The 20,075-nt window shown below is 74.4% G+C and carries 21 protein-coding genes; 9 read left to right on the top strand and 12 right to left on the bottom strand.

Annotated features, from left to right (window positions below; translation table 11 throughout):
• Positions 1 to 177 precede the first annotated feature (177 nt).
• Together AB0N04_RS13260 and AB0N04_RS13255 are read left to right on the top strand one after the other, a co-directional pair.
• Positions 178 to 603, top strand: coding sequence for a DivIVA domain-containing protein (locus AB0N04_RS13260; protein WP_360213807.1), 426 nt, complete (start codon positions 178 to 180; stop codon positions 601 to 603).
• On the top strand, positions 600 to 1,220 hold the full coding sequence (locus tag AB0N04_RS13255) for a DNA-3-methyladenine glycosylase I (RefSeq protein WP_360213809.1): 621 nt from the start codon (positions 600 to 602) through the stop codon (positions 1,218 to 1,220). The genes AB0N04_RS13260 and AB0N04_RS13255 overlap by 4 nt, the downstream gene beginning before the upstream one ends.
• Positions 1,221 to 1,465: 245 nt before the next feature.
• Here the strand turns inward: AB0N04_RS13255 and AB0N04_RS13250 are convergent, their stop codons facing one another.
• Positions 1,466 to 2,266, bottom strand: a complete 801-nt coding sequence (locus AB0N04_RS13250) for an enoyl-CoA hydratase-related protein (protein ID WP_360213811.1) — start codon at positions 2,264 to 2,266, stop codon at positions 1,466 to 1,468.
• Between the two features lie 298 nt (positions 2,267 to 2,564).
• On the opposite strand from AB0N04_RS13250, the gene AB0N04_RS13245 reads away from it, so the two are divergent.
• Positions 2,565 to 2,732 (top strand): DUF3117 domain-containing protein, encoded by a 168-nt coding sequence (locus AB0N04_RS13245; RefSeq protein WP_014137929.1) that lies wholly within the window; start codon positions 2,565 to 2,567, stop codon positions 2,730 to 2,732.
• Positions 2,733 to 2,916: 184 nt separating this feature from the next.
• Here AB0N04_RS13245 and AB0N04_RS13240 read toward each other — a convergent pair whose 3' ends face one another.
• Positions 2,917 to 3,525 (bottom strand): O-methyltransferase, encoded by a 609-nt coding sequence (locus tag AB0N04_RS13240; protein ID WP_360213813.1) that lies wholly within the window; start codon positions 3,523 to 3,525, stop codon positions 2,917 to 2,919.
• A 198-nt stretch (positions 3,526 to 3,723) separates the two neighbouring features.
• Here AB0N04_RS13240 and sigE point away from each other — a divergent pair, with 198 nt between their 5' ends.
• From sigE to AB0N04_RS13220, 4 genes are all read left to right on the top strand, one after another.
• Positions 3,724 to 4,569, top strand: coding sequence for an RNA polymerase sigma factor SigE (sigE, locus tag AB0N04_RS13235; protein ID WP_360213899.1), 846 nt, complete (start codon positions 3,724 to 3,726; stop codon positions 4,567 to 4,569).
• The gene (locus AB0N04_RS13230; RefSeq protein ID WP_360213815.1) at positions 4,566 to 5,591 is read left to right on the top strand and encodes a zf-HC2 domain-containing protein; all 1,026 of its coding nucleotides are present in this window, start codon (positions 4,566 to 4,568) and stop codon (positions 5,589 to 5,591) included. Before sigE ends, AB0N04_RS13230 begins: the two co-directional genes overlap by 4 nt.
• Before the next feature lie 156 nt (positions 5,592 to 5,747).
• Entirely contained in the window at positions 5,748 to 6,185 is a 438-nt protein-coding gene (locus AB0N04_RS13225; RefSeq protein WP_360213817.1) for a sec-independent translocase, read from the top strand.
• A gap of 201 nt (positions 6,186 to 6,386) precedes the next feature.
• Entirely contained in the window at positions 6,387 to 7,064 is a 678-nt protein-coding gene (locus AB0N04_RS13220; RefSeq protein ID WP_360213819.1) for a hypothetical protein, read from the top strand.
• A gap of 148 nt (positions 7,065 to 7,212) precedes the next feature.
• Here the strand turns inward: AB0N04_RS13220 and AB0N04_RS13215 are convergent, their stop codons facing one another.
• From AB0N04_RS13215 to AB0N04_RS13200, 4 genes are all read right to left on the bottom strand, one after another.
• Positions 7,213 to 8,373, bottom strand: a complete 1,161-nt coding sequence (locus AB0N04_RS13215; RefSeq protein WP_360213821.1) for an Mrp/NBP35 family ATP-binding protein — start codon at positions 8,371 to 8,373, stop codon at positions 7,213 to 7,215.
• Positions 8,374 to 8,429: 56 nt separating this feature from the next.
• Positions 8,430 to 9,074 carry a DUF1003 domain-containing protein gene (locus tag AB0N04_RS13210; RefSeq protein WP_363364279.1) on the bottom strand — a complete coding sequence of 215 codons (645 nt, stop codon included), beginning with the start codon at positions 9,072 to 9,074 and terminating at the stop codon, positions 8,430 to 8,432.
• The gene (locus tag AB0N04_RS13205; RefSeq protein WP_360213823.1) at positions 9,064 to 10,365 is read right to left on the bottom strand and encodes a CBS domain-containing protein; all 1,302 of its coding nucleotides are present in this window, start codon (positions 10,363 to 10,365) and stop codon (positions 9,064 to 9,066) included. Before AB0N04_RS13205 ends, AB0N04_RS13210 begins: the two co-directional genes overlap by 11 nt.
• A gap of 130 nt (positions 10,366 to 10,495) precedes the next feature.
• Positions 10,496 to 11,035 carry a hypothetical protein gene (locus AB0N04_RS13200; protein WP_360213825.1) on the bottom strand — a complete coding sequence of 180 codons (540 nt, stop codon included), beginning with the start codon at positions 11,033 to 11,035 and terminating at the stop codon, positions 10,496 to 10,498.
• A 213-nt stretch (positions 11,036 to 11,248) separates the two neighbouring features.
• Here AB0N04_RS13200 and AB0N04_RS13195 point away from each other — a divergent pair, with 213 nt between their 5' ends.
• Complete coding sequence (locus AB0N04_RS13195; RefSeq protein WP_360213903.1) at positions 11,249 to 12,106, top strand: DMT family transporter; 858 nt, start codon at positions 11,249 to 11,251, stop codon at positions 12,104 to 12,106.
• A 62-nt stretch (positions 12,107 to 12,168) separates the two neighbouring features.
• On the opposite strand, the gene corA is transcribed toward AB0N04_RS13195, so the two are convergent.
• On the bottom strand, positions 12,169 to 13,290 hold the full coding sequence (gene corA / locus AB0N04_RS13190) for a magnesium/cobalt transporter CorA (protein ID WP_360213827.1): 1,122 nt from the start codon (positions 13,288 to 13,290) through the stop codon (positions 12,169 to 12,171).
• A gap of 429 nt (positions 13,291 to 13,719) precedes the next feature.
• Here corA and AB0N04_RS13185 point away from each other — a divergent pair, with 429 nt between their 5' ends.
• Positions 13,720 to 14,361 (top strand): suppressor of fused domain protein, encoded by a 642-nt coding sequence (locus tag AB0N04_RS13185; protein WP_360213829.1) that lies wholly within the window; start codon positions 13,720 to 13,722, stop codon positions 14,359 to 14,361.
• Between the two features lie 76 nt (positions 14,362 to 14,437).
• Here AB0N04_RS13185 and AB0N04_RS13180 read toward each other — a convergent pair whose 3' ends face one another.
• The 5 genes from AB0N04_RS13180 to AB0N04_RS13160 form a co-directional block, all read right to left on the bottom strand.
• Complete coding sequence (locus tag AB0N04_RS13180; protein ID WP_360213831.1) at positions 14,438 to 15,298, bottom strand: PHP domain-containing protein; 861 nt, start codon at positions 15,296 to 15,298, stop codon at positions 14,438 to 14,440.
• A 46-nt stretch (positions 15,299 to 15,344) separates the two neighbouring features.
• The gene (locus AB0N04_RS13175; RefSeq protein WP_360213833.1) at positions 15,345 to 15,983 is read right to left on the bottom strand and encodes a DUF6758 family protein; all 639 of its coding nucleotides are present in this window, start codon (positions 15,981 to 15,983) and stop codon (positions 15,345 to 15,347) included.
• 305 nt (positions 15,984 to 16,288) lie between these two features.
• Positions 16,289 to 16,447 (bottom strand): hypothetical protein, encoded by a 159-nt coding sequence (locus AB0N04_RS13170; protein ID WP_360213911.1) that lies wholly within the window; start codon positions 16,445 to 16,447, stop codon positions 16,289 to 16,291.
• Positions 16,448 to 16,813: 366 nt separating this feature from the next.
• The gene (locus AB0N04_RS13165; RefSeq protein WP_360213835.1) at positions 16,814 to 17,689 is read right to left on the bottom strand and encodes an alpha/beta fold hydrolase; all 876 of its coding nucleotides are present in this window, start codon (positions 17,687 to 17,689) and stop codon (positions 16,814 to 16,816) included.
• A 119-nt stretch (positions 17,690 to 17,808) separates the two neighbouring features.
• Positions 17,809 to 19,737, bottom strand: coding sequence for a DEAD/DEAH box helicase (locus tag AB0N04_RS13160; protein WP_363364220.1), 1,929 nt, complete (start codon positions 19,735 to 19,737; stop codon positions 17,809 to 17,811).
• Positions 19,738 to 20,075 lie beyond the last annotated feature (338 nt).

Genomic DNA, 20,075 nt, shown 5'->3' with positions numbered 1-20,075 from the left:
TCACCAGCTCGTCGTCGCCGAATTCCCGCGGTCCCAGGCGCAGTGCCACCGATGTCTCCTCCACAGCTCCTGCGGGTGCGATGATGGCCCCCGGCCTCACTAGGGACCATGCTGTCATGATCAGTTTGGTAATCGGCACCCTGACGAGGAGCGGCCGGAAGTTCGGGAGGACAGCTCGTGTTCTGGGTGATCGTGGTCGCCATGGCCGTGGTGGTGGGTGGCGCCGCGCTGGTGGCGCTCGGCGGGGGCGGCTCGATGCCGGAGGCGGTGCCCGACCGCCTCGCGGCCCGCCTGCCGCAGGACCGTCCGCTGAGCAAGGCGGACGTCGACGACCTGCGGCTGCCGATGGCCGTCCGCGGCTACCGGATGGACGAGGTGGACGACGTCCTGGACCGCCTCGGCGCCGAACTCGCCTACCGCGACTCGCGGATCGCCGAACTGGAGGCCGCCGCCCACCTGCGCGGCGCGGTCGAGGCGACCAACGGCCCGGACGCCGGCGCCGAGCCGCTGCCCGGCCTGGAGGAGTTCGCGAAGGTCGTCGAACCGGTCGTCGTGCTCACCAAGGACGAGCCCGAGGACGCGAAGCCGGTGAAGGACCAGTGACCACCCCCGCGCAGGGGGCGGTGCTCGGTGCGGACGGCCTGCTCCGCTGCGGCTGGGGCGACTCCACCGACGACTACCGGGTCTACCACGACACCGAGTGGGGCCGCTCGGTGCACGGGGACGACGCCCTGTTCGAACGCGTCTGCCTGGAGGCCTTCCAGTCCGGGCTCTCCTGGCTGACCATCCTGCGCCGCCGGGAGGGCTTCCGCGCGGCGTTCGCGGGCTTCTCCATCGCCGAGGTCGCCGGGTTCGGGGAGGCCGACGTGGAGCGGCTGCTCGCCGACGCCGGCATCATCCGCAACCGCGCCAAGATCGAGGCGGCCATCGCCAACGCCCGGGTCGCCCGCGACCTGGACGGCGGCCTGGACGCGCTGATCTGGCGGTTCGCCGCCGCCCCGGACCGGCCGGCCCCCCGCACCCTGGGGGAGGTGCCGGCCGTCACGCCCGAGTCGACGGCGCTCGCGAAGGAGCTGAAGCGGACGGGCTTCCGCTTCGTCGGCCCGACCACCGCCTACGCCCTGATGCAGGCCTGCGGCCTGGTCGACGACCACCTGGCGGACTGCCACGTCCGCACCGGGGCCGCCGCCGGAGCGGCGGCGGGACCCGGCGGGTCCTAGGGGGTGTCTTGTGGATCACTGCCGGGGTCGCGACGCCAGGGCACGCACTCCCCCAGCCTTCGGCCGGGGGTACCCCCACGCCGCGTTGTCGTCGGTCGCCGATGGCCCCCAGCCTGGCGGCCGGGAGGTGCCCCCACCGCATGGACTCTCCCCCAGCCTTCGGCCGGGAGGTGCCCCCATCCTCCGCCTTGCGATGCACGCACCCTGACGCCGCAACCTAACCGACAAGATCCACAAGACACCCCCTAGCGGCCCAGGTAGGTCGGCTTCTCCTTGGCGATGAAGGCGCGGACCGCGATCCGGTGGTCCTCGCTCTCGCCCGCCAGGGTCTGCAGCTCGTCCTCCTTGTCCAGCAGCTCGTCCAGCGAGTGCGCGGCGCCGTACGCCAGCGACTCCTTGACGGCGCCGTAGGCCACCGTCGGGCCCTCGGCCAGCTCCCGGGCGAACACCCGGGCGGTGGCGGCGAGTTCCTCGGCGGGGACGACCTTGGTGGCCAGGCCCAGCTCCATCGCCTCGGTGGCCTTGACCGTCCGCGGCAGCATCAGCAGCTCGGTGGCCTTGGCGTGCCCGACCAGCCGGGGCAGCGTCCAGGAGGCGCCCGAGTCGGCGGTCAGGCCGATCCCGGTGAAGGCGGTGTTGAAGCCGGCCCGGTCGGACAGGATCCGGAAGTCGCAGGCGAAGGCCAGCGAGGCGCCCGCGCCCGCCGCCACCCCGCCCACCGCGGCGACGGTCGGCTTGCGCATCCCGGCCAGCGCCCGCACCAGCGGGTTGTAGTGCTCGGCGACGGTGCGCAGCGCGCCCTCGCCGGTCTCGTCGGCGCGCTTCAGCATCGTCAGGTGCTCGTTCAGGTCCTGCCCGACGCAGAACGCGCGCTCGCCGGCGCCGGTCAGCAGCACCGCCCGCACCGCCGGGTCGGCGGCCGCGGCGGTCACGGTGTCCCGCAGCGCGACCTTGGTCGCGACGTCCAGGGCGTTCATGGCCTCCGGGCGGTTGATGGTGATGACGGCCAGGCCGCCCTCGAGCTCGTACAGCACGGAATCGGACATGGGCGAGGGGCTCCCTTGTGATCGTCTCGGTGTCGGTCGTGTGCCAGGATGCCGGAGCACCCGTCCGGCTGGGGAGTGTGAGGTATCGCACCTTCCGGTGGCGTGCGCACGGCCGCCACGCCGGGGCTTATGACGGCAATTGCGGTGCTTGGGGGCGGTCCGGCCGAGGTTGCACCGAGAGTGATGTTGGTCATCAGGCCGTGGCATGCGGGATAATGGCTTCCGATCAATGCGTTCGATACCGGCGGTGGACGGACTGCCGGTGCGTAGCTGAGCGGTTGCAGGAAGGGGAACGAGCATGGCGGCCATGAAGCCGCGGACGGGTGACGGCCCGCTCGAAGTCACCAAAGAGGGACGGGGCATCATCATGCGCGTTCCGCTCGAAGGCGGCGGACGCCTGGTGGTGGAGCTCACGCCTGACGAGGCCGACGCCCTCGGCGAGGCCCTGAAGAAGGCCTGCGGCTGACCGCAGCAGGTGCTCGCCATCTCCTGGAGATGTGCCGCCGGGCCCGGGTACGACGTCATGTCGCCCGGGCCCGCGCGTTTCCCCGCCGCGACCGGCGGCGGGGCGCGGTCCGGTCCCCGGCGTCCGACGGGGTCGGCGCGTTCGACGGCCCTGGCGTTCGACGGCCCCGGCGCCTTCGACGGCCCTAGCGTTTGACGGCGCAGAGCAGCCCGTCCGAGACCGGTAGCAGCGCCGGCAGCAGCGCGTCGCTCTCCCGGACGTCCCGGACCAGTTCGCGCACCGCGTGCGTCTGCGGGTCCTGCAGCTCCGGCTCGGCCAGCCGGCCCTCCTGGAAGACCCCCTCGAAGCAGACCATCCCGCCCGGCCGCAGCAGCCGCAGCGCCTCCGCCAGGTACTCCCGGGACTCGGCCGGGTCGCCGTCGCAGAACACCAGGTCGTACTGGCCGTCGGCGAGCCTCGGCAGGACGTCCAGCGCCCGCCCCGGTATGAACCGCGAGCGGTTGGCGGCGAACCCGGCCGCCTGGTAGGCCTCGCGGGCCAGCTGCTGGTGGACCGGCTCCGAGTCCACCGTGGTGAGCACGCCGTCCGGCCGCATCCCGCGCAGCAGGTAGACGCCGGAGACGCCCGTCCCGGTGCCGATCTCGGCCACCGCCTTGGCGTCCAGCGCGGCCGCCAGCAGCCGCAGGCAGGCCCCGCCGCTGGGGCCGATCGACCGTATCCCGGTGCGCGCGGACTGCGCCCGGGCGTAGGTCAGCACCGCGTCCTCGCCGACGTAGGTGTCGGCGAGGGCCACGCGCGCGGGCCCGAAGTCGCTGATGGCTGCCTCTTTCGGAGCCCCGGGTGACGGCCCGGCGCCGGGGGAAGTCGATATTTCCTGCCACAGATTACTGGCCGACCGGGAACCGCGTACGGCGGCGGGCCGTTGTCAGGGAGGACCGGGTACGGGAGACCTCCCGGGCACTTTTATCCGGGCTTGACGGGTGAGGTGGATATGGTGGTGGCCCTGCTGGGCAGAAGAGCCGACCGAGGAGGTGTGGCCGAGGGCGACGTCCCCGTGCGGCGGCACTCCCGCGGCACCGCGTCGGCCCGTACGCCGAAGCCCGTGATGAACCAGCCTGCGCACTCCGACCTGGACCAGCCGGCCGCCGAAACGCCGGCCGCCGGGACCACCGAGGCCCCCGCCCTCGCGACCTTCACCGAGGGCCCCGACGCGCAGACCTGGACTCCGCCCACGTGGGAGGAGATCGTCGAGGCGCACAGCGCCCGCGTCTACCGCCTGGCCTACCGCCTGACGGGCAACCAGCACGACGCCGAGGACCTCACCCAGGAGGTCTTCGTCCGGGTGTTCCGCTCGCTGTCGACCTACACCCCCGGCACCTTCGAGGGCTGGCTGCACCGGATCACCACCAACCTGTTCCTGGACATGGTCCGCCGACGCCAGCGCATCCGCTTCGACGCGCTCGGCGAGGACGCGGCCGAGCGGCTCGCCTCCCGCGAGCCCAGCCCGGCCCAGCACTTCAGCGACACCCACTTCGACGCCGACGTGCAGCAGGCCCTGGACACCCTCGCCCCGGAGTTCCGGGCCGCCGTGGTGCTCTGCGACATCGAGGGCCTCTCCTACGAGGAGATCGCCGCCACGCTGGGCGTCAAGCTCGGCACCGTCCGCAGCCGCATCCACCGCGGCCGCTCCCACCTGCGCGCCGCGCTCAAGCACCGGGCCCCCGGCTCCGCCCCCGGGCGGGAGCGCCGCGGCGGCTCGGAGGAGCCGGTGCCGGTCGGCGCCGCCGCCGTCGAGGGCGCGGTCGCGCCCGGTGCGCGCGGACGGAGGCGATCGTGAGCGGAACCGGCCGGTCCGGGCCGGGCCAGTCGGACGCGTCCGGCCGGTCCGCCACCCGGCGGAGCTGGGCCCTGCCGGGCCGTCGCGGCCACGACGAGCCCGCCGAGCCGGTACCCCCCGCGGTCGCGCTGCCGGGCGAGACGGCGCTGCGCGCCGTGCCGGTGCGCCCCACCGAGCCCCCCGCCGAGGAACACCACCTCGGTGAGCGCCTCTCCTCGTTCCTGGACGGCGAGCTCGGCCACGACTCGCGCGAGCGCGTCCAGGCCCACCTGGCGACCTGCCCCCAGTGCCTCGCCGAGGCCGACGAGGGCCGCGCCGTCAAGCACCTGCTGACCCGCACCGGTACGCCCGGGCCGTCCACCGGGCTGATGGCCCGGCTGATGGCCGTCGGCGCCCTGCCGGACGGCGACCCGGCGGACACCGACTGGCCGGCCGGCCGCGGGGACGACGACGACCTGCCCGGCGGCGGTACCACGGCCCCCGGCACGCTCGGCGGCAGCCGGCTCAACGGCGGGACCTTCGGCCGCGGCGCCGGTGCCTCCTTCGGCGCGGGCGCGCTCGGCGCCGGAGCCCCGGTGCCCGGGGTCGACCCGCGGGCGTTCGGGCGCGGCGGCGCGGTGCTGCGTCCGCTGATGGGCCGGCGCTCGGCCCGCCCCGACGCCGCCGGCCACCCCGCGAGCCCCGTCCCGGCACGGGCGGCCGCCGCCCAGGTGCGCGCCGCCGCCCCGCGCGGGCGCCGCTTCGTCTTCGCCGCCGCGGGGGCCTTCTCGGTCGCCGCGGTCACGCTCGGCGGTGTCGGCGGCCTCAGCACCCAGGGCGAGGACCAGCACGGCACCTCGGTCAGCCCGGCGGGCAGCAACGGGAGCACCGGCCGCAGCGGCGGGCTGGTCCCGATGACCGGGCAGGTCCCGGTGGACTTCCCCGGCCGCCCCGTCGCGGCGACCCGCAACGCGACCCCGCCCCCGGCCCCGGAACGCCCCCCGGGCGGCCTCGTCGCCCTGCACCAGGAGACGGGCTACTAGGCCCGGACCCCGAGAGCCCGCCCATCGTCCGGACTCCGGCGCGACGGCCCCGGCCACCGGCAGGTCTTTACCACGGCTTCATCCCAGCGTGGACCAGGGACCCGCCGGTGGCCATTACCCTGTAGGAACCGTCGTCCGACGAGCTAGGGAGCTTAGGTGTTCAGCGATGTAGGCGGGCTGGAGATCCTGACCCTGATCGTGATGGCGATCATCATCTTCGGCCCCGACAAGCTCCCGAAGCTGATCCAGGACACCATGGGCTTCATCCGGAAGGTCCGGTCCTTCGCGGACAACGCGAAGGAGGACATCCGCAGCGAGCTCGGCCCGGACTTCAAGGACTTCGACTTCGAGGACCTGCACCCCAAGACCTTCGTGCGCAAGCAGCTGCTGGGCGGCAACGAGGACCCGCTGGGCCTCAAGGACATGAAGGACTCGCTCGACATCCGTTCCGTCCTGGACGACAAGCCCGCGGCGCCGGTGAACGGCCGCAGCGGCAGCGTCAGCTTCGACAAGCCCGCGGCCCCGGCCGCGGCCGCCGCGGGCGCCCCGCTGCAGCCCGGCGAGCGGCCCCCGTTCGACCCCGACGCCACCTGAGCACGTACCGACCGCGCCCCGCCCGGCCGCCCGGCTGAGCGGGGCGCCGGCGTGTGCGCCGCTATTGTGCTGATTGCTCCCGATGAGCCGTCCGTCACATTCCGCCCGGTCGCGGGCCAGGAACGGCCCCCGGGAGCGCCGCGGTACGCCACGATGGGAGCGCGCCACGGCAGGCAAACGTGCGGTTGAGGAGGTCCGGGGATGGACGCGACGAGTCAGTCGGTGGGGACGACGGCCACGGCCGGCGGCCCGGTGGTCGGCGGGCAGGCCGGTCCGGCGGACCCCCTGGTGCCCTACCTGTCCGCCGACTTCCCCTGGTACGGCCTGGACGACGGCTGGACCGGCCGCCGCTACCTGATGCAGGCCGGTGCGGGCGGCCCCCGCGCCGGGGCGGCCGGCGGCGTCGACTACGGCACCCTCGGCCACGGCGAGGAGCCGGCCAGACAGTACGAGCCGCGGGACGTGCGCCGCTTCGCCGTCGTGGTCACGGTGGCCCGCCGGGACAGCCGCCGCAGCGCCGACAACACCGGCACCCTGGAGGCGACCTCCGCCTCCTCGGCGGCCTGGCTGGCCGGCTCCGGCCTGCTCGCCTCGACCTGGCCCGGCCAGCTCGACCGGGCGCTGCGCCAGGACTGGCTGGACCAGCAGAGCAGCCTCGCCTGGGACCTCGCCGACGACCTGGCCGGCCCCGGCTGGTCCACCCTGAGCCTGCCGGTCAACGGCCTCCCGCAGCCCTTCCGCTACCGCGAGTCGGAGTACGGCTGGGTGCTCGCGGGCGAGGCCCCCGGCGTCCTGCTCGGTGCGTACGGCCGTGGCGTGAGCGCCTACGGCGCCGGCTTCGCCACCGTCCCGGACCTGGCGGCCTACACCCGCCCGTAGGCCCCGCAGGCCCCGTCGGGCCGGTCCTGCCGGCCGTTCCGGGGCCCGCGCCGGTCCGCCCCGCCGCCGCGGACGCCGGAGGCCGGGTGGTGGGCACCACCCGGCCTCCGGTCCGTCGGTCCGTCAGTTCCGCCCCGTGGGCCCGGGGTCAGAACTTGTTCTTGGGCGTCAGGCCCAGGGAGAGGCCGGACAGGCCGCGCTGGCGGCCGCCGAGCTTGCCGGCGACGGCGCGCAGCGCGGCGCCGGCGGGGGAGTCGGGCGCGGCGAGCACGACCGGGCGGCCGTCGTCGCCGCCCTCGCGCAGGCGGACGTCGATCGGGATCGAGCCGAGCACCGGGACGGTCGCGCCGACGGTGCGGGTGAGCGCCTCCGCGACGACCTGGCCGCCGCCGGTGCCGAAGACGTCGATCATCTCGTCGCAGTGCGGGCACGGCATGCCGGACATGTTCTCGATCACGCCGACGATCTTCTGGTGGGTCTGCACCGCGATGGTGCCGGCCCGCTCGGCCACCTCGGCGGCGGCCATCTGCGGGGTGGTGACGATCAGGATCTCCGCGTTGGGGACCAGCTGCGCCACCGAGATCGCGATGTCGCCGGTGCCGGGCGGCAGGTCCAGCAGCAGCACGTCCAGGTCGCCCCAGTACACGTCGGCGAGGAACTGCTGCAGCGCGCGGTGCAGCATCGGGCCGCGCCAGACGACCGGGGCGTTGCCCGGGGTGAACATGCCGATCGAGATGACCTTCACGCCGTTCGCCTGCGGCGGCATGATCATGTCCTGGACCTGGGTGGGCCGGCCCTCGACGCCGAGCATGCGCGGCACGCTGTGGCCGTAGATGTCGGCGTCCACGACGGCGACCTTCAGCCCGTCGGCGGCCATCGCGGCGGCCAGGTTGACGGTCACCGAGGACTTGCCGACGCCGCCCTTGCCGGAGGCGACGGCGTAGACGCGGGTCAGCGTGCCCGGCTTGGCGAACGGGATCTCCCGCTCGGGGGCGCCGCCGCGCAGCAGCTGGGAGAGCTCCTTGCGCTGCTCGTCGCTCATCACGTCGAGCTCGACCTCGACACCGGTCACGCCCGGGACCTTGCCGACCGCCTCGCGGACCCGGGTGACGATGGTGTCGCGCATCGGGCAGCCGGAGACGGTCAGGTAGACCGCGACGTGCACGGCGCCGTCCTCGGCGATCGCGACCGATTTCACCATCCCGATCTCGGTGATCGGGCGGTTGATCTCCGGGTCGTTGACGGTCGCCAGCGCCTGGCGTACGGAATCCTCCGTGACGCCGGCCGCGACCTCTGTCTCGTTGGCCATGCCTTGATGGTACGGCGCGGGGGGTGCCCCTTAACCAGTCGGTAGCGTGCCGCCGGTCACAGCGCCTCGGCGGACTCCCGGCGCTCGTCGATCTCCTTGAGGAGCGACTGGAGTTCGGTGCGGATGCTGCCCAGCTCGGAGGAGATGAAGGCGCGGGTGGCGACCTCCCCGAGCCCGTGGCGCAGGGCCGCGACCTCGCGGGTCAGGTACTCGGTGTCGGCGATGTTGCGGTCGCTGCGGGCGCGGTCCTGCTCCATGTTGACGCGGTCCCGGTTGTCCTGGCGGTTCTGCGCGAGCAGGATCAGCGGGGCCGCGTAGGAGGCCTGGAGGGACAGGACCAGGGTCAGGAAGATGAACGGGTAGCTGTCGAACCGCACGTCCTCGGGCAGCAGGGTGTTCCAGGCCACCCAGATGATGATCACCACCGTCATCCAGACGATGAACCGGCCGGTGCCCAGGAAGCGCGCGATCCGCTCGGAGAGCTTGCCGAACGCCTCCGGGTCGTACGAGGGCAGGCTGATCAGGCCGGGCCGGGCGGTGCGCGGCTGGTCGAGCCGGCTGCGCGACGGGCCGGTGGAGGAGGTCTCGGTGCGCCGCTCCCGGCCGCCCTCGCGGTTGCGCAGCTCCCGGAGCTGGCGCAGCTCGCTCTGGAGGCGCTGGCGGGGGGACTCCTCCCGCCGTCCCTTGCGGTCAGCGTCCACCACGCACCTCTTCCCTCGTGTCGTCGTCCTGTGCATCGTCGTGGCCGTGCAGGGCGGCCTCGCGCCAGTCCTCGGGCAGCAGGTGGTCGAGCACGTCGTCGACGGTGACCGCGCCGAGCAGGTGGTCCGCCTCGTCGACGACCGGCGCCGAGACCAGGTTGTAGGTCGCCAGGTAGCTGGTGATCAGCGACAGCGGGGTGTCCGGCGGCAGCGGGTCCAGGTCGTCGTCGACGAGGGAGCCGACCAGGACGTACGGGGGTTCGCGCAGCAGCCGCTGGAAGTGCACGGTGCCCAGGTACTTGCCGGTCGGGGTCTCGTTCGGCGGCCGGCACACGTACACCTGCGCGGCCAGCGCGGGCTTGTGGTCGCGGACCCGGATCCGGGCGAGGGCCTCGGCCACCGTGGCGTCCGGCTCCAGGACGACCGGTTCGGTGGTCATCAGACCGCCGGCGGTGTTCTCCTCGTACGACAGCAGGCGGCGGACGGGCTCGGCCTCGTCCGGCTCCATCAGCTGGAGCAGGCGCTCGGCCTCGTCGCCGGGCAGTTCGGAGAGCAGGTCGGCGGCGTCGTCCGGGTCCATCGCCTCGAGGACGTCGGCGGCGCGTTCGTCCTGGAGCTTGCCGATGATCTCGATCTGGTCGTCCTCGGGCAGCTCCTCCAGGACGTCGGCGAGCCGCTCGTCGTCGAGGGCGGCGGCCACCTCGGCCCGGCGCTTGGCGGACAGGTGGTGCATCACGCTGGCGAGGTCGGCGGCGCGCAGCTGCTCGAAGGTGGCCAGCAGGTTGGCGGCGCCCTGGTCCTGTTCGGGCAGCGCGAAGCCGGTGACGTCCTGCCAGTCCAGGGTGAGCCGCTCGCCCTTGCCCTTGCGCAGCCGGCCGGCCCGGCCGATCTGGACGAAGACCTTGCTGATCTCCCACTCGCGCAGCCGGGTCTGCACCATCCCGACGTCCAGGACGGTGACCTCCTCGCCGGTCTTGGACCAGGTGACGGTGCGGTCCAGCAGCTCGGCGAGCACCATCGTCTCGGACGGGCGCTGCTCGAAGCGCCGCAGGTTGATCACGCCGGTGGTGAGCACCTGACCGGACTCCATGCTGGTGACCCTGGTCATCGGCAGGAAGATCCGGCGCCGGCCGACCACCTCGACCACCAGGCCGAGGACCCGCGGGGGGCGGCCGCCGAGCCGCAGCGAGACGACCACGTCCCGGACCCGGCCCACCTGGTCGCCGTTCGGGTCGAACACGGCGAGCGCCGAGAGGTGGGAGATGAAGACCCGGGTACCTGGCCCTGCCATGAACTCCCTCGACTCGCTCGACGCCGGTGCCTGGCACGCCGGGGCGCACCCGGGGCCTAGGCTACCCGCGCGTCGGTGCCCCGGCCCGACGAGGCACCGTACACAGCCGCGGAGGCCCGGGCGTGAACCTTTAGCGGCGCTTGAACAGCAGTTTGGGCAGACCGGCCGGGATCGGCCGGCGGGTGGTGGCCGGGGTGTCCATCGGCCGGGCGGCGTGCGAGCCGTCCGGCATGGCGTCCGGGCGTTCGGTGAGGGCGCCGGCCGGCTCCAGCCGCAGCACCCGGCACTCGCGGGCCCAGCGGTCGCCGATGGTGTCGGTGTCGGGCGCGTTCAGCCGCTTGCCCTTGAGCTCCTCGACGGCGCCCAGCCAGGCCTCGCCGTTCGGGGCGAGCTCGGACACCCGGGCGTTCCAGCCGGTCAGTCGGCCGCCCTTGTCCTTGCTGCGGACGGTCACCATCGCGTCGGAGCCGGCCACCAGGCCGTGCAGCGGCTGCTCGCCGCCGTCGCCGACCACCACCACCGCGCCGTCGTGCCAGGCGTGCCAGAGCGGGCGGGCCTGTTCCTGGCCCTCCGCGCGGACCCAGAGGAGGCCGGACTTCTTCGCGGCCTCCTCCAGCAGGGCCTGGTCGAGGAAGTCGTCGGAGGTCGCGGCGGCAGGCGTACGGTCCATGGCGGACAGCGTACGGCCTCGGGCTCGCCCGCCGTCCACGGAGTGTCTCAGCCCCCGGGCGACAGCTCCGTGCCCGGCTCACGGGCCTTACCGTAGGAGCCCCTCGTCCACGTCACCCAGCAGAGGAGCGCCGTGCCCGCCGCCCGGCCCGCGACCGCCCCCGCACCCGCCGCCGACACCGTCCGGCCGGGCCACCCCCTCCCCACCCTCGACCTGGTGCTGCTCGCCGTCTCGATCGCCGGCATCTCGCTGTCCGGCCCGCTGATCAGCGCCACCGCCGCGCCCGCGCTGGCCATCGCGTTCTGGCGCAACGTCATGTCGGTCGGCGTGCTCGGCCCCTACGCGCTGCTGCGCCACCGCGCCGAGCTGCGCGGGATCGGCCGCCGGGCGCTGCTGCTCGCGACGGCCGCCGGCGCGCTGCTCGCCGTGCACTTCGCGCTCTGGATGCCCAGCCTGCGGATGACCTCGGTGGCCTCGGCGACGGCGCTGGTCACCACCACCCCGCTGTGGACGATCCTGCTGATGCGGCTGTTCGGCGTCCGGGCGCCGCGGCTGGTGTGGCTCGGGATGTGCGTGGCCTTCGCCGGTGTGCTGGTGCTGACCGGCGTCGACCTCTCGCTCTCCTCGCGCGCCCTGCTCGGCGACGCCCTCGCGCTCGGCGCGGGCCTGGCCGCGGCGGGGTACATGCTGCTGGGCGCCGAGGTCCGCAGGACCGTCAGCACCACGGCGTACACGCTGGTCTGCTACGCCACCACGGCGGTGGGCCTGCTGGTGATCTGCCTGGTCGCCGGGACCCCGCTGGCCGGCTGGCCGGCCGGGGTGTGGTGGCAGATCGTGCTGCTGATGGTCGCCGCGCAGCTGCTGGGCCACTCGCTGAGCAACCGCGTGGTGCGCACCCTCGGCCCCTCGATCACGTCCACGGCGATCCTCCTGGAGACCCCGGGCGCGGCCCTGATCGCCGCCCTCTGGCTCGGCCAGTGGCCGCCGGTGGCGGCCTACCCGGCGGTGGTGCTGATCCTGCTCGGCCTGGTGCTGGTCGCCCGGGGCGGCCGGCGCCGGGCCGAGGGGTAGGGCCTACGGCCTGTCTTCAAACCCCCGGCGTCGCCCCGCAGACGCGGGTTCGAAGACAGGTCCTAGAGCCAGCCGTTGCGGCGGAAGCCCCGGTACATGCCGATGCAGATCAGGACGATCGCGCCGAGCACCATCGGGTAGCCGTACTCGTGGTGCAGCTCGGGCATGTAGTCGAAGTTCATGCCGTACACGCCGGTGATCATGGTGGGCACCGCGAAGATCGCCGCCCAGGCGGTGATCTTGCGCATGTCCTCGTTCTGCGCCACCGAGACCTGGGCCAGATTGGCCTGCAGCAGGGAGTTCAGCAGCTCGTCGAAGCCGTGCACCTGCTCGGTGACCCGGGCCAGGTGGTCGGCGACGTCCCGGAAGTACTTCTGGATCTCCGGGTCGACGAGGCGCTGCAGGGGCTCCGACAGCTGCTGCATGGGGCGCAGCAGCGGCACCACGGCGCGCTTGAACTCCAGTACCTCGCGCTTGAGTTGGTAGACGCGGCCGACGTCGGAGCTGCGCCCTCCCTTGGCCGAGAAGACGCCGTACTCGATCTCGTCGACGTCGTTCTGCAGCCGCTCGGCGACCAGCAGGTAGTTGTCCACGACGTGGTCGGCGATCGCGTGCAGCACCGCGGACGGGCCCTTGGCGAGCAGTCCGGACTCGTCCGCGTCGGCCTCCAGCCGGTGCCGCAGCTCCTGCAGCGAACCGTGGCCGCCGTGCCGGACGGTGATGACGAAGTCCCGCCCGGCGAAGACCATCAGCTCGCCGGTCTCCACCACCTCGCTGGTGGGCGTGAGTTGGTCGTGCTCGACGTAGCGGATGGTCTTGAAGACGGCGAACAGCACGTCGTCGTAGCGCTCGACCTTGGGGCGCTGGTGCGCGTGCACCGCGTCCTCGACCGCGAGCGGGTGCAGGCCGAAGCGCTGGGCGATGCCCTCGAACTCGTCCTCGGTCGGCTCGTGCAGCCCGATCCAGCTGAACGACCCGTTGCCCTCGGCGAGTTGGTGCGACGCCTTGACCCGGCGGGCGGCCTCGCGCGGGCTGCAGGTCTCGCCGTTGCGCTTGCCGTGCTGGTAGACCGCGCAGTCGACGACCGCCGAGCCGGCGCCCACCGGGACGGCGTCGTACACGCCGGCCGCGGAACGACGGCGGTTGGTGCGGACGGCGGCGCGCAGGCTGTTGATCATCGACATGGCAGGCTCCCTGGGACAGGAGCCGCCGCACGGCGGCGCGGGATCCCCCCGGGCCTGGGCCGGGGGAGGAACGGGTGGCCGTGGTGCGACGGCGAAGAACACCGGTGAAGGGGATGAGGGGTGCTCTCCCGGCCGGTCCGTCCCGCGTCCGGCCTTGCCCGGGCTACTTCGGCTGGTTCAGCCGGTTCAGCCTGCGTGGCGAGGGGTACGGGGAGTTCGGGGCCGGGTAGAGCTGCCGGTACTGCATGGTCGGCCGGTATCCACCGCAACCACCTCCTTCGCGCCGCCGCCCCGGGAAACGCAGCGTTTCCGGTGGCCAGTCGCTCACCCTAACATCTGACCGGTCATCGGTGCCGCGGGGTTTCCCGAGTCTTTGCCCTGGCCCGCCCGCACGCGGTCGGCCGGCCCCCGCGGGTTACGCTCACCGGCATGGCGCACGACTTCCCGCTCTTCGGCGATCCCCACGGCGGCAGCTCCCCGGCGCTCTCCCGGGAGGCGGTGCTGGCGGCCGTCGAGGCCCGGCTGATCGCCACCTTCGGCGAGCCGAGCGGCCGCGCCGCGGTCACCTTCCTCGGCACCGACCGGATCGAGGTGCTGCGCTTCGGCCCCGACGCCGACGGACTGTTCCGCTACGCGACGCTCGGCATGTCCGCCGCGCCGATGGCCGACCCGACGGCGATGGTCGCCGACCAGCTGCGCGGCCCGCGCGCCGAGCTGGTGCTGACCGTCCGCGGCGGGCGCGACAGCGTGCTGCGCAGCCTGGCGACGCTGGCCGCGACGCCGCAGGTCGAGGGCCTGGTGGTGGCCCCGGGCGGCTCGCTGGACCTGGGCGCCCCGCTCTGGGAGGGCGCGCCCTTCACCTCGGTGCTGGCCGCCGAACCGGGCGGTCTGGTGCCGGACCTGGAACTGGACGAACCGGCCGATCCGGTGCGCTTCCTGCCGCTGCTGCCGATGACGCCCAACGAGGCCGGCTGGAAGCGGGTGCACGGCGCGGCCGCGCTCCAGGAGCGCTGGCTGAACCAGGGCACCGACCTGCGCGACCCGCAGCGGCGCGGCGTCCGGCTGGACTGACCGGCCGGGCCGGCCAGCCCGGCCGACGGGTCCGGCCGACGGGCCCGGCCGGCAGCGACGCCGGCCGGGCGGGGCGTCAGCCCGTGATCGGCTTCGCGCCGGTGGCCTGCGCCAGCAGCGCCTCGTACACGTCCGGGTCGGTGGTGTGCTCGCCGAGCCGGACGGTCTTGCGGCTGCCGTGGTAGTCGCTGGAGCCGGTGACCAGCAGTCCGAGCTCGCCGGCCAGTCCGCGCAGCCGCAGCCTGGTCTCCTCGTCGTGGTCGGTGTGGTCGACCTCCAGCCCGGCCAGCCCGGCGGCCGCGAGGTCGGCGATCACCTCGTCCGAGACGGTCCGCCCGCGCTTGACCGCTCCGGGGTGGGCGAAGACCGGGACGCCCCCGGCCGCCCGGACCAGTCGGACCGCCTCGACCGGGTCGGTCTCGTGCTTGCGGACGTCCGCCCGGCCGCCGTTGGCCAGCCAGTCGGCGGTGAAGGCGTCGGAGACGGTGGCCACCACCCCGGCCTCGACCAGCGCGCTGGCGATGTGCGGCCGCCCGACCGAACCGGCCCCGGCGATCCGCTGCACCTGCTCCCAGCTGATGTCGGCGCCGAGCTCCCGGCAGCGTTCGACGATCGCCCGCCCGCGCCGGAACCGGTCGGTGCGCACCAGCTCCCGCTCGCCGGCGAAGGCCGGCTCGTCCGGGTCGAAGAGGTACGCGAGCAGGTGCATGCTGACGTCGCCCACGACGCAGGACAGTTCGGCGCCGGGGACGACGGTCAGCCGGGTGCCGGCCGGCAGCGCCCGGACGGCCTCCTCGGCCTCCCGGTGGCCCGCGACGGTGTCGTGGTCGGTGAGCGCCACGACGTCGAGCCGCGCGGCCACCGCCGCGGCGACCAGCTCGGCCGGGCTGTCGGTGCCGTCGGAGGCGTTGCTGTGGGCGTGCAGGTCGATGCGCACGGGGCGGGCTCCTGGGGGCTCGTGGGTGCGGCCCAGGATAAGCCGTTCAACCGAGGAGCCGGGGGGAGAGGGCGCCGCAGGGGAGCAGGTCCAGCTCGGCGCCGGCCTCGCGCAGGTCGGTGAGCACCAGTTCGTCGTACATCACCAGGGCGGACTGCTCGGGCCAGGCGATCGCCCAGAGCCAGAGCCCCCTGGCCTCGCCGACGAACACGGCGCGGTCGGCCGGGGCGTCCGGGACGTGGAACATCGGGGTGGGCCGGCCGGCGGCCATCAGCTTGGCGTCGGCGGGCTTGTAGAGGCCGACGGAGTCGCCCGGGTCGGGCCCGGGCATCCCGGCGTAGCGGGCGCCGAGGCCGACGCCCAGCTCCTCGGCGACCAGCACCAGTTCGCCGAAGCCGCCGAGCGGTGCCGGGCCGGCGCAGGCCACGGCGGTGGCCCGGGCGCCGGAGACGTCGTCGCCGACGTGCGAGATGCCGGTGTAGAGCCAGCCGACCGGGAGCGGCCAGGGCAGCCAGACGGGGACCTGGGAACGGGCGACGGCCACGCCGAGGGCCTCCACGCTCGGCGGCAGCACCGGCTGCATCGGGTGCACGGCTCCGTGCCGGTCGCACTGCCAGGTGTCTGAGAACAGACCGGGGGCGCGGACCCGACCGGCGCACCTCGGGCAGCTGGGCTCGCCCCTCATAGCCGACAACGCTCCTCCCTCCGGACCGCCGCGTCAAGGACGATCACCCGTACGGAGGGCTCGGCGGTACCTGTCGGTGGCGGGCCCGTCCGGCGCGCGGTGGGCGCGGTGCGGGCGGTTCCCGTTGGGGGATGTCCCGTGGGGGGCGGCGGCAAACGTCGGGGGCGACGGGTCCGAACGCACTGACGCCCCGTCATCGGCGATCGCGGTGACGGGGCGTCAGTCGGGTATCGGTACGTCCGGATCGGACGCTCCGGGCTCGTCGGCGGCGGGTGAGGTCTCCGGGCCGGAGGCGCCGCGCGTGGTCAGACGGTCGGGCACGGGCGGATGAGCAGTCGCTCGCCGGTGCTGGCGGCGGCCTGGACGAGCTCGCGGACGGTGTCGGCGTCGGCGATCACGCGGTCGGTGGCGGAGCCGTTGGCGTCGTCCAGTCGGACGATCTCGAAGCGCATGGTCTTCGTCATGGGCGTCTCCTTTCCTGGCCCCGCGGGGCGGGGCGGTCGCGGCTGAGTCGGTATCAGCCCTTTCGGGGTCGTGCGGGTCCGGCGGTGAGTCCGGACCGTTCGGTTCGTGCGTTCGGCTGCCTGCTGCGGCAAGGGTCCCCCTCTTGCCCGGTGCGTCTGGTGCCTCGTGAACCACGGTGTCGTGGCGGTGCTACCGGGCCGTTGCCCGTCCGTAAAGTCCAGGTTTCGGATGGTTCGCGATGACCTGGAGGCCGGTGATGATTCCCGGACAGAATCAAAGATTACCGTAACTAACGAATTTTGTCCCGTGTTGAGGACGGTCGAACTTCGAAAAGTGGTTCAGACCACTCCCGGAGGTCGGGGCGGTCAGCCCCAGAAGTCGGCCAGCGCCGCGGCCGTGGCGGCCGGACGCTCGGCGTTGGGGGAGTGACCGGCGTCCTCGACGACCACCCGGCGGGCGCCCAGCCGCCGGGCCATCGCGGACTGCTCCGGCACCGGCCAGGCGTAGTCCCGCACCCCGGACAGGACCAGCACCGGCAGGCCGGCGGTGGCCGCGGCCAGCTCCGCCACCCGGTCCGGGGCGGCGACCAGATGGCCCCCGGTGACGGTCAGCGCCAGCGGGACGTTGGCCAGCCAGCGGCGGTGCAGGAACTGCGCGACCGCCTGGTCCGGGCGCTGCCGCTGGTCCCCGGAGCCCTCCTCCATCTGCTGCATGACCTGCCAGATCTCCTCCAGGCTCAGCGCCGGGAGGGCGTCCAGCAGCAGCTTGGTGCGGGCCGCCTCGGCCGGGTCGATCGCCCCCGGGCCGGTGGCCATCAGGGTCAGCGAGCGCCACGGTGACGGGCCGTCCGCCGCGGCGGCCAGCACCGCCTCCCGGACCACCTGCCCGCCGAAGGAGTGGCCCAGCAGGTGCGTCGGGACGCCCTCCGCGGCGACGGCCGCGGTGAGGGCCCGGACGTCCGCCCCCAGCGCGCCGACCGCGTAGGCGGCCGGGTCGTCCGGGCCGCCGGTCTCGTACTGGCCGCGCTGGTCCACCGCCGTCACCCGGTAGCCCGCCGCCGCCAGCGGCTCCAGCAGGGCGATGAAGTCCTCCTTGCTGCCGGTGAAGCCCGGTACCAGCAGCGCCGAGCCGCGCACCGGCCCGTCCGGCTCGGCCCGCAGCGCGGCGAACTCCCCGCGGGCGGTCGACAGCCGCAGCGCCCGGGCGCAGCGGGGGAGGGTGAGGAACGGCGGGGTGCTCATGGGCTGCTCTCCTGCGGGCGACTGGCCGGTAACCCGAGCGTATCGGGGAACCCGGGAACGCCGGAGGGGGCGGGCCGGGCCGCGATCGGCCGGGCCCGCCCCCTCCGGGGCGGGGTGCGTCAGCTCTCCGGGGTCGCCTCCGGGGCGGCGGCGGCCTTGCGGGTGCGGGTGCGCTTGCGTGGGGCCGGAACCTCGGCGACGGCCTCGGCGGCCGGGGCCTCGGCCGCCGCCGGGGCGGTCTCGGCCTGGGCCTTCGGCTTGCGGGTCCGGGTGCGGGCGGGCTTCTTCTCCGCGGTGGCCGGGGCCTCCGCAGCGACGGCCTCGGCGGCCGGGGCCTCGGTGGCGGCCTCGACGGCCTCCGCCTTCGGCTTGCGGGTGCGCGTCCGGGCGGGCTTCTTCTCCGCGGCGGCCGGGGCCTCCGCGGCGACGGCCTCGGCGGCCGGGGCCTCGGTGGCGGCCTCGACGGCCTCCGCCTTCGGCTTGCGGGTCCGGGTGCGGCGCGCGGCCGGCTTCTCCTCGGCGACGGCCTCGGCGGCCGGAGCCTCCGCCACCGGAGCCGCCACGACGGCCTCGACGGTCTCGGTCACGGCGACGGCGGCCTCACCGGCGGCGCCGCGCGAACGGCGGCGACGGCGGCGCGGAGCCGCCTCGCCCTCGGTGCCCTCGACGGCCACGGCCGACGCGGTCTCGACGGCCGTACCGGCCTCGCCCTCGCCGACCACCGAGCCCCGCCGGGTGCGGCGGCGCTCACGGGTGCGGCGCGGCTGCTCCTCGGTCGCCACGGCGGCCTCGACGGCCTCGCGGGCCGGGCCACTGCGCCCGCCGCGGCCGCGGGCGGCGCGCGCACCGCGTCCGCCGGTCTCGCCGAGGTCCTCGACCTCCTCCGCGTTCAGCCCGGCGCGGGTCCGCTCCGAGCGCGGCAGGACGCCCTTGGTGCCCGGCGCGATCTTGAGCAGCTCGTACAGGTGCGCGGAGGTGGAGTAGGTCTCCTCCGGGTCGTTGAACGGCAGCTCGAGCGCCTTGTTGATCAGCTGCCAGCGCGGGATGTCGTCCCAGTCGACCAGCGTGACCGCGGTGCCCGAGGCGCCGGCCCGGCCGGTGCGGCCGATCCGGTGCAGGTAGGTCTTCTCGTCCTCGGGGCACTGGTAGTTGACGACGTGGGTGACGCCCTCGACGTCGATGCCGCGGGCGGCGACGTCGGTGCAGACCAGGACGTCGACCTTGCCGTTGCGGAAGGCGCGCAGCGCCTGCTCGCGGGCGCCCTGGCCGAGGTCGCCGTGGACCGCGCCGGCCGCGAAGCCGCGCTGGGTCAGCTGGTCGGAGACGTCGGCGGCGGTGCGCTTGGTCCGGCAGAAGATCATCGCCAGCCCGCGGCCGTCGGCCTGCAGGATGCGCGAGACGACCTCGACCTTGTCCAGCGAGTGGGCACGGAAGATGTGCTGCTCGATGTTGGCGACGGTGGTGCCGGTGTCGTCCGGGGCGGCGGCCCGGATGTGGGTCGGCTGGCTCATGTACCGGCGGGCGAGGCTGATGACCTGGCCCGGCATGGTGGCCGAGAACAGCAGGGTCTGCCGCTTGGCCGGCAGCATGGTGATGATCTTCTCGACGTCGGGCAGGAAGCCCAGGTCGAGCATCTCGTCGGCCTCGTCCAGGACCAGCGAGCGGACCTTGGACAGGTTCAGCTTCTTCTGGCCGGCGAGGTCCAGCAGACGGCCCGGGGTGCCGACCACGATGTCGACGCCCTTGGCGAGCGCCTCGACCTGCGGCTCGTAGGCGCGGCCGCCGTAGACGGCCAGGACGCGGACGTCACGGACCTTGCCGGCGGTCTGCAGGTCGTTGGTGACCTGGGTGCAGAGCTCGCGGGTCGGGACGACGATCAGCGCCTGCGGGGACTCGGAGAGCTGCTCCTCGGTGGCCCGGCCGGCGTCCACGTCGGCGCGCACGATGACCCGCTCGATCAGCGGGAGGCCGAAACCGAGGGTCTTGCCGGTGCCGGTCTTGGCCTGGCCGATGACGTCGTGGCCGGTCAGCGCGACCGGGAGGGTCATCTCCTGGATGGGGAAGGGATGGACGATGCCGACGGCCTCCAGGGCCTCGGCGGTCTCCGGGAGGATTCCCAGGTCCCGGAAGGTCGTCTTGATGGGTTCAGCGGTGGTGGACAGGGTGCTGCCTCTTCCGTGTGGAGGGGCCGAGAGCGAGCGGCGGGCGGGCAGCCGCGCGGCTGCGTACGGGCCGGGACGGCCCTGATACAGCTGCGCGGACGCACAACCGCGCCGGTCCCTGCGGCCGGCCGGTGCGCGCGGCCCGGTGCGGGGCGCGTCGCCGGCGGCGTCGGGGAGGATTCCCGTGAGGGACCTGCGCGGGACCATGCGCCAGGGGGCGCGGT

It is taken from the genome of Kitasatospora sp. NPDC051702 (assembly GCF_040681575.1).
In the GTDB taxonomy this organism is placed as follows: Bacteria; Actinomycetota; Actinomycetes; order Streptomycetales; family Streptomycetaceae; genus Kitasatospora.
This window is presented reverse-complemented; position numbering and strand designations above follow the sequence as displayed.

Excerpts from the sequence above, each read along its gene's own strand:
- AB0N04_RS13245 (WP_014137929.1), top strand. The coding sequence starts at position 2,565 with ATGGCGGCCATGAAGCCGCGGACGGGTGACGGCCCGCTCGAAGTCACC.
- AB0N04_RS13250 (WP_360213811.1), bottom strand. The coding sequence starts at position 2,266 with ATGTCCGATTCCGTGCTGTACGAGCTCGAGGGCGGCCTGGCCGTCATC.
- AB0N04_RS13170 (WP_360213911.1), bottom strand. The coding sequence starts at position 16,447 with ATGACGAAGACCATGCGCTTCGAGATCGTCCGACTGGACGACGCCAAC.
- sigE (WP_360213899.1), top strand. The coding sequence starts at position 3,724 with ATGGTGGTGGCCCTGCTGGGCAGAAGAGCCGACCGAGGAGGTGTGGCC.
- AB0N04_RS13220 (WP_360213819.1), top strand. The coding sequence starts at position 6,387 with ATGGACGCGACGAGTCAGTCGGTGGGGACGACGGCCACGGCCGGCGGC.
- AB0N04_RS13165 (WP_360213835.1), bottom strand. The coding sequence starts at position 17,689 with ATGAGCACCCCGCCGTTCCTCACCCTCCCCCGCTGCGCCCGGGCGCTG.
- AB0N04_RS13205 (WP_360213823.1), bottom strand. The coding sequence starts at position 10,365 with ATGGCAGGGCCAGGTACCCGGGTCTTCATCTCCCACCTCTCGGCGCTC.
- corA (WP_360213827.1), bottom strand. The coding sequence starts at position 13,290 with ATGTCGATGATCAACAGCCTGCGCGCCGCCGTCCGCACCAACCGCCGT.
- AB0N04_RS13200 (WP_360213825.1), bottom strand. The coding sequence starts at position 11,035 with ATGGACCGTACGCCTGCCGCCGCGACCTCCGACGACTTCCTCGACCAG.
- AB0N04_RS13160 (WP_363364220.1), bottom strand. The coding sequence starts at position 19,737 with ATGACCCTCCCGGTCGCGCTGACCGGCCACGACGTCATCGGCCAGGCC.
- AB0N04_RS13215 (WP_360213821.1), bottom strand. The coding sequence starts at position 8,373 with ATGGCCAACGAGACAGAGGTCGCGGCCGGCGTCACGGAGGATTCCGTA.
- AB0N04_RS13175 (WP_360213833.1), bottom strand. The coding sequence starts at position 15,983 with ATGAGGGGCGAGCCCAGCTGCCCGAGGTGCGCCGGTCGGGTCCGCGCC.
- AB0N04_RS13185 (WP_360213829.1), top strand. The coding sequence starts at position 13,720 with ATGGCGCACGACTTCCCGCTCTTCGGCGATCCCCACGGCGGCAGCTCC.